General features: G+C 34.6%; 7 protein-coding genes. All 7 read right to left on the bottom strand.

What is annotated here, in order from left to right:
• Positions 1 to 95: 95 nt before the first annotated feature.
• On the bottom strand, positions 96 to 1,646 hold the full coding sequence (locus ACPYKA_RS16410) for an ABC transporter permease (protein WP_479543295.1): 1,551 nt from the start codon (positions 1,644 to 1,646) through the stop codon (positions 96 to 98).
• 5 nt (positions 1,647 to 1,651) lie between these two features.
• A complete protein-coding gene (locus ACPYKA_RS16405; RefSeq protein WP_479543294.1) occupies positions 1,652 to 2,356 on the bottom strand; it encodes an ABC transporter ATP-binding protein in 705 nt (234 codons plus the stop codon).
• Positions 2,340 to 2,954, bottom strand: coding sequence for a TetR/AcrR family transcriptional regulator (locus ACPYKA_RS16400; protein WP_479543293.1), 615 nt, complete (start codon positions 2,952 to 2,954; stop codon positions 2,340 to 2,342). Before ACPYKA_RS16400 ends, ACPYKA_RS16405 begins: the two co-directional genes overlap by 17 nt.
• Positions 2,955 to 3,314: 360 nt before the next feature.
• Positions 3,315 to 4,226, bottom strand: a complete 912-nt coding sequence (locus ACPYKA_RS16395) for a conjugal transfer protein (RefSeq protein ID WP_479543292.1) — start codon at positions 4,224 to 4,226, stop codon at positions 3,315 to 3,317.
• 5 nt (positions 4,227 to 4,231) lie between these two features.
• Positions 4,232 to 5,254 carry a bifunctional lytic transglycosylase/C40 family peptidase gene (locus ACPYKA_RS16390; RefSeq protein ID WP_479543296.1) on the bottom strand — a complete coding sequence of 341 codons (1,023 nt, stop codon included), beginning with the start codon at positions 5,252 to 5,254 and terminating at the stop codon, positions 4,232 to 4,234.
• Between the two features lie 8 nt (positions 5,255 to 5,262).
• Positions 5,263 to 7,491, bottom strand: coding sequence for a CD3337/EF1877 family mobilome membrane protein (locus ACPYKA_RS16385; RefSeq protein WP_479543291.1), 2,229 nt, complete (start codon positions 7,489 to 7,491; stop codon positions 5,263 to 5,265).
• A partial coding sequence (locus tag ACPYKA_RS16380) for an ATP-binding protein (RefSeq protein WP_479543290.1) occupies positions 7,442 to 7,928 on the bottom strand: 487 nt, incomplete at its 5' end. The genes ACPYKA_RS16385 and ACPYKA_RS16380, both read right to left, overlap by 50 nt.

Raw genomic sequence — 7,928 nt, 5'->3', positions numbered from 1 at the left:
CCGTTTCCCATTATTTTTCTTACTCATCGGACACATCCTCCTTAAAAGTCATTGTATAAATTTAACTTAGATGTGTCCATGAAACTATACTAGCATCATAATACTTGACTTTGTGAGTCTTCATTAATAATATTTAAACTCGTGTATTCATTTTCAAATTGTACAGGCATCATGCTCTGGAAATCTATTCTATTGAAATCATTATCTTGAAAGTCAGGTAAATTTTCCTCTTGAGTCGGCTCTTTCAAGACAATATTCATATCATAGTCTCTGAATTTTTCAAATTCTGATGAAATAATTTCAGACAAACCAAAACGTAATCCTAATGACCCGATCATTAAACTAACACAAAAAATAACACCTAGTGCACTTAGTAAAAAGCGACGTTTATTAACTGAAATATTTCGGATTGTTAATCTTTTAGTATTAGAAAGGTTTTCCCAAATGAATTTCACACTCTCTAACAAGTTCTTTTTTGCCTTTTTTGGTGGCAAAGGACGTAAGGCGGATGCAGGTACTTCTTTAAGAATTTTATTACATGAGAAATAGGTGGCAAGAGCCCCAAATAATAATGTAACCATAAAACCAACCAGTATATATAATAGATAGCTAGACTGACTTAATGGTGGTAAAACAAATAAAATAGAAAAAGTAGAAATAATTATTTTGGGAAATATGCTAACACCGATAACTGCCCCTAATATAGTGCCTAGTATTGCTACAAAAAATGGATAGAATAAGAAATTTAATAATATTTTTCTTTCAGATAATCCGAGAGCTTTCATAATGCCAATTTGGCTTCGTTGATTGGTTACTTGTCTAGACATACTAATAAAGGTAATAGCAGAAGCTACTAAAATAAAAATGACTGGTAGAATATTTCTCATATTACTCACGATATCTAATCTATTCTTTAACATACTAAAACTCATGCTATCCTTTTTTTCAACACTTGCTAGTAAATCATATTCATTTGTTGAATTGATAATGTTTTCTATTGTTGACTCACTTTCTTCGTTGTCTTTAAATTGGATTAAAACCTGGTTGTATTCAATCGGAATAGTATCAAAGAAATCTGTGGAGACTAAACCTATTCCCATTTTTTTATGGTCTGGCACTGGCTGGGTAGGATTTGTATTAAAATACATATATTCGGCACTTTCGAAGGTTCCCACTACTTTTAGATTGTACTTTTTACCCAAGTCCACATCAATAATGTCATCAATTTGTATGTTATTACTGTCAGTGTATGAACTGTTTAAAACAATCTCATCATTTTTAATTGGATAAGACCCTTCTATAATTCTTGGTTTACTAAGGTTATTTTCTTCATCAAATGAATTAATTTGTAATTCTTTATCACTATCTGAGATAGCATTCATTTGAATTCTACCTTCAGCAAATTTGATGTTTTCATTCTTTTTAATTTCATTTATTCCTTGAGAGTCGATATTATTATAAGTCAACCAATAATCAGGTAAATTAGATTTAGAATACTCCTTATCAATCGACTGATTTAACGTATCATATGCATAAGATAAGCCTACATAAAATGAAATTCCAATTGCAACTACAATAATAATTGCAAGTAACTGACCAAGACTTCCTGATATCTCTCTCCTAAATTTTTTGAAAAAATATTTCATAGCATTCACCATTCAATCTCTTCAATATCTTTTTTATTTTCATTCAGCTTGATTTCTTCTACTTTTCCACTTTTTATTCTTATAATTTTATCGGCTATATCTACTAGTGCAATGTTATGAGTAATTAAAATAATCGTTTTTTTGTATTCTTGATGTATTTGGCTTAACAAGCGTAAAACGGCTTTTCCAGTTTGGTAATCTAAAGCTCCTGTAGGCTCATCACATAATAATAAAGTAGGGTTTTTAGCAATAGCTCTAGCAATAGCTACTCTCTGTTGTTCACCACCCGATAATTGAGAAGGGAAGTTTTCTAAACGTTCACCTAAACCTACACGATTTAATATATCTTCGGGATCAAGTTTATCTCTACTATATACACTCGCAAATTCAACATTTTCCTTAGCTGTCAAATTAGTTATTAAGTTATAAAACTGGAATATAAATCCGATTTTATTTCTTCTATATACTGTTAATTTTTTATCCGATAAATGATCAATATTTTGATTTTCAACGATTATTTCTCCTTTAGTTGGTTTATCCATTCCTCCTAATAAATTCAGTACAGTTGTTTTTCCAGCTCCACTAGCTCCTAAAACAACCACAAATTCCCCTTCATTAATTGAAAAGCTCATGTCATCAACTGCTTTAACTTTTGTTTCCCCCATGGTGTAAATTTTTGAGACGTTTTTCAATTCAACTATTTTTTTCATTCGTAAACTCCTCACTTTCAATCACTTTGTCTACAACTGCATCAGTTAATAATTTAAACGCTCTTTCAAAGTCTTCTCCAAACTGTTCTCTAGAGAAAACTGAAAAAAGTAACATTTGTAGCAGAAGCGTTGTATCTTCAATGGAATATGCTGGTTTAACACCTAAGTGTTTGAATATATCGCTAATATCTATCTGATCTTCTTTAATTAATGCCTCTCTAATTTCACTTGGTAATTTCCTGATACTCTTTTCATACTCTATACTTGATAAACGCTGAACCCATGGGTAATCTTCTACGTGCTTATACAAAGAATAAATCATTTGTTTTAATAATTCTTTTGGTGAACCATCATGTTCTTTTGATATAACATAAAGGTTATTAACCATTTCTTTCTGAACATCATTAACTACATCTACAAACAAAAACTCTTTTGATTCGTAAAAGTTATAAAATGACCCTTTTGAAATACCTACCTGTTTCACTAAAAAATCAACACTTATTTCGGAAATGTTTTTATGTTTTAATCCCTCTTTAAATTCCGCGATTAATTGCATTTTAATTTGCCTTTTTTCTTCTTCTGAAAATCCTCTTTTCAAAAAAAACACTCTCCTTTTTAATATTTATGACTTCATGACTTTTTATGCCTATTTAGTCACATTGTATACGTTCTTAAAAATTTGTCAATACAAAACATATTTTTCATATAAAAAGGCCGCGAATTCAGTTTGAACATTTAGAAAAAATTGTTCAGGCACTCAATATTGAAGATATGAATGAAGTTTTTTCTATTGTTGAAGAAAATGAAAATGAAGATATAAAGTAAGTTACTTCAAGACTTGATAATTAATACATGAATTTTAATGGAGTAATATATTTATTGATATAACAAAACATTACTAAACACCACGACTTAATCAAGCAGTAAGAACAAGTCGCGGTGTTTTAAATAAAAATTTTTATTCTACAATCATCCAATTTGTATCTTTTTCTAACGTAAGTATATGTTGTGAAAACTGTGAAGCCTTTGTTACTTCGTCAATATATTTAACAGTAACCCATACTTTTATTTGATCATCTACTGTCTGGAATACTGGATTGATTAGCTCTGAAAATAGATAATCTTTACCAATTGGTGGTAAGGCATTATTTTTTACATAATAAGCAAGTTCTTTATCAGTGGCGGTGGGATAAAATGTAAAGAATGTCTCCAAAAACTCTGTCACTTCTTGAATAATATCGGAATCGACTGTTCCATTACTTTCAGGTTGTTGTGGCTCATAATCTGATTTACTCGGTGTGCTCCATAAGGTAGGGTTTTGTATAATAACTAAATTTCCTATATTATCTTGATGTAGTAAGATTCGATAGGTGGATCGAACCCTTTCGCTATTTTTATCTTCCGTAATTTTTTGATCTACCGAATAAACAACCGCATAGGTATTATCACTTTCTGGTGATACTGACCAGATATCAATATTACCTACGCTGGAACTAGTAGGAATATCATCTCTTACGGTATCGATATTTAAAGCTTGTAATTCCCCTGTCAAATAGTGACTGATCTTTTCCGCCCGTTGTTCAATGGAATCTTTTTCATTTTCCCATGTGTAGTAATCTTTCACAAAGTTTTTCGTAAAGCTCTCAATCGCATTCGTATCCATGATCTTAGTTTCAATGATTTCTCTTTCATGAACGGTATGTTGATCAATTGCTGTAAAGTTTTTATAGATTCCAAAGGCAAGACTTCCAATGAGGACTATCCATAAAAACATCACTGACTTTTTATGTGGTCCAACTGTCTTTACTTTTATTTTTTTAGGTTTTGTTTCTTTCGTTTGCTTGTCTTGCTTTTTAAATAATCCCTTCATTTTATCTAACCCTTTCTATTGTGTTTAATCCTTCCAGCTCCTATTAGGTGTTTTTGCCAGTAAGAAGACGTCAAATCCGCATAACCAATCGGATCACCTGCGTTATACATTTGGTTGTTTCCAACATAGATCCCAACGTGCGTGACATACGTTCCCGCGTTATACGTAGAATGAAAAAATACTAAATCCCCAGGTTTTGCTTCTGAAAGAGGAATATGCTCAGTTACGTTATATTGCTGTTGTGCTGTTCGGGGCAAATTAATCCCAGCTTTCCGATAGCTCCACTGCGTGAGTCCACTACAATCAAATGAAGTATTTGGATTATCTCCACCAAAGACATAAGGAAACCCTTCGTATTTTAATGCTTCATTCATGACAATCTGAACCATTTCATCAGCAAATTGAGGCGAAATAAAATACTGACTCACTAAATCGACATAAAACATATTGCCATAACGGTACCGCCAACCACCATTTTTCTTTACGGCTATTGGATTAGAGTAAGTGACTTTACTGCCCCCTGACCGTTCCTTCGCAAAGCTTTCAGCTAATTTAAAAGAGTAAGAGCTTCCTTGTTTTGCGACATAATCAATAAAAGCACCGCCATAGTTGTAAGCCTGAATGACTGTATTCTCATCGATACCGTTTGCTTTTGCGGAACGTAATAAATCTGCAAAGTATTTTGTTCCTTGTTGAATCGAAGCTTCGGTATCCAATGTGTTAGGCGGTAATCCCAACGATTCACTAGCCTGCATTACGTCTGGCAATTTACCGCCGCTTTCCACTTCAATAATCGCAAGTAGAGTAGAGACATACTCACTAATTCCATATTCTTGTGCATACTTTTCTACCATTGGCTGATGTTTTAACACATCTTCAGAGACCGATACATTACCTATATCATGGATGAAATCCCCGCTATCTGATGAATGTTCTTCATTTGATATAAAAATAGCTACAAATGCTAATAGCCCTAAAAAAGCAAGAAAACCTAATCCCCCGGCAATTAACATAACCTTTAATCTCATGACTTTCATTAGCGTTTCCTCCTAGTTGCATGGATTGGACGCTTACTAATTTGTTTCTGATTTGCACGTTTCAAAGGTTTAGAGGGACGCTTAATGATTTTCCGACTATTTTTTGGTCGAGAACGTTCTTCATTAGGAGATCGGTTTTCTTTTTTAACAGGTTGTTTGGGATTATCTGTAAAATGCTCTTTTCTGTCTGGACTCGATAACTGTCGTTGTAATTTGAATTGCTTCATATGCTCGCTTTTTGCGACAGGTCTTGTCTTTTCTCTTTGTTGAACAGTTGGGTTCTTTAATCTATCTTGATGTGCGGATTCATTGACATCATGCGTGACTGGTCGTTCATAACTAGCAGTCTTTCGAGAAGGGGGACGTTTTTTATCCAATGCTTGCCGCCTATCTGCGATGGTTTGGCGATGTTTTGCTTGACGGTCTGCATCTGTTTTTTGTCTCTTTTCCTTTGCTTGCTTCATGCCTTCTTTAAAATCACGGGCGGGTTTTGTAAGCTGTTCTTTTCCTTGCATCACCGCATATTGAGCAGTAGTAGGTAAATCACGTAGTTGTTCTTTGCGGTGATCTATATTCGCACGGAACTGACTTTTCGCACCAAGTACTTTTCCTGTGACTTGACCCATTTTCTGACTTAAAGATGTTGATTTCGTGCGATCAGTTGGCCGTTCTTTGTTATTTTTTGTAGCCGATGTTAACCGTTGCAATGGACGTAGGGGAGAGAACGAACCCTTTTTTGTTTGCTTTGATTTTCCAACCATTGCCCCAACCGTTGCTCCAGCTGTTGCACCCCCAAGGCTGCGTCCAATTGTTCGCTGTAATCGCCGGCTGCCACGATTGAACATTCGGTAAGGACGACGCATGACTTGACGTCCAACTTGTTGCGAATCATTACTTTGCAGTTTAAACATGCTCATAATGTCACCGAGTTTCATGTAAATGCCTGCGAACGTCACGATCTGTAAAAAAGCAATCAAGAAAAACGGATAACTCGTTGTTAAACTGTAAAGCATGGATGAAATGCTAAAGGCAATTGTAATAATCAATGTAATTCCTGCTCGAAGCATAATCACATTAAATAATTTCATAATTGCCTGTTTTCCCATGTTTTCAAAGGTGGGTATCATCGACAGTAAAAAACTGATGGGTAAGAACATGGCATAGATAATAAACAGAATTTGCGAGAAAATCATAATGCCCGATAGAAGAAACACGAAAATGGATATTCCAATATTAAATAGAAATAAAAAGAAGACCATTCCTAAACGTGTAGTGGTCTTCGTAATCGTTAAATTTTTATTGTCGTGATCTTCAATTTCTGCTTTGACAGCATCTTCACGATCTTTCCCGTTATTCGTATCAGGATTGATAGAAACTAAGCTTTCAACACGTTCTTCGCCAATCGTTTCTTTATCCGAATCATCAAATTGTAATAGCATCCACGGCTGTTCCACTTGAATAGAAAAGAGGTTATTCCGTATCATATCGACACTATCTTTTCCTTGGCTACTCGAATTCGGCATCAAGATTTTAGTACCTAAATCTAAACTAGCTTGACTAATATCTGCCGAAAAGTCATTAATTTTAGCAATATACGTTGGGGCATAGGCAATAAAAGAAGCCGACAAAATAAACACGACTAAAAAGTTTAGGAGCGCCCGAATGGCTTTTGTCGTTTCCCGTTTCATTAATCCTGTATATGCCACGTAAATTCCAATCACTAAAATGAAAAGAAGCAAGAAACCTACATAAAAACCCGAACTACTGAAACCACTTGCCGTTATCCCAGCTAATGTCTGCATGTTTTTCCCGATAGCGTCTGCCGTTTGTGAAATGAAATCGAGAGAATAAGCTTGTTGGATTAAATAGCCTGTTGCATTAGACAAATACAAGCTAATAATCCAGATAAAATTTGTAATCGTATAGAGCCCATACATGACTTGTTTTCCTATTCCATCGTTCCAGTTCCATGGCAGCCAATCCCAACCTGTGTCCACATAAAAATCGAGTTGGTAATGGTCAAGTGGGTATTTGGAATACAGATTGTCTTCCGATACCGTATCATCAACTAATCCAGCAGCTTGGGCAAATGTTCCAAGTAAAAGAAGACATAGAAAAACGGCAGTACCAATAAGTACCACCGTTAAGACAATCTTTTTCCATTTTTGTTTGTTCAAATTAATCGCCACCTTTCTTCTCCTGTGTCGGTGGACGCGTATCAAAAGCATGAAATAAATCTTCAAAGACAGGATGAACTTGAATAATTCCGACACGTCCATATAAGTCTTGAATTAAACATTGACCGTTTTCTAATTCTCGTAAGCGTCGTTGATTCGATTCATCTTCCGAATCTACACCAAAGAATTGAAGAGTTTTCTTAATTTCTGTCATATCCCTGGAACGGAAAGCAAACTTCACACCGATATTATTTTTTAATTTTTCGTCGGTTAGATCATCTGCATTCTGGGTAACAAAGTAGACACCAGCATTCATGGCACGTCCTGCACGAACCAATTTATTAGAAAGTGTTTTCCCTTGTGCAACTTGCAGGAAGGACCAGGCTTCATCCAAATCGACGATTTTAAAAATACTGCGATCCGAATGAATAAAATCTAACGCAAAAGTAGAAATGACAATCAACATGGCGACACTTAATAATTCCATC

Source organism: Pseudogracilibacillus amylolyticus (SeqCode) (assembly GCF_051918545.1).
Classification (GTDB): Bacteria; Bacillota; Bacilli; order Bacillales; family Amphibacillaceae; genus Pseudogracilibacillus.
This window is presented reverse-complemented; position numbering and strand designations above follow the sequence as displayed.

What these genes read in the sequence shown, in the direction of transcription:
- ACPYKA_RS16410 (WP_479543295.1), bottom strand. Translation starts at nt 1,646, where the DNA reads ATGAAATATTTTTTCAAAAAATTTAGGAGAGAGATATCAGGAAGTCTT.
- ACPYKA_RS16405 (WP_479543294.1), bottom strand. Translation starts at nt 2,356, where the DNA reads ATGAAAAAAATAGTTGAATTGAAAAACGTCTCAAAAATTTACACCATG.
- ACPYKA_RS16395 (WP_479543292.1), bottom strand. Translation starts at nt 4,226, where the DNA reads ATGAAGGGATTATTTAAAAAGCAAGACAAGCAAACGAAAGAAACAAAA.
- ACPYKA_RS16390 (WP_479543296.1), bottom strand. Translation starts at nt 5,254, where the DNA reads ATGAGATTAAAGGTTATGTTAATTGCCGGGGGATTAGGTTTTCTTGCT.
- ACPYKA_RS16385 (WP_479543291.1), bottom strand. Translation starts at nt 7,491, where the DNA reads ATGCTTTTGATACGCGTCCACCGACACAGGAGAAGAAAGGTGGCGATT.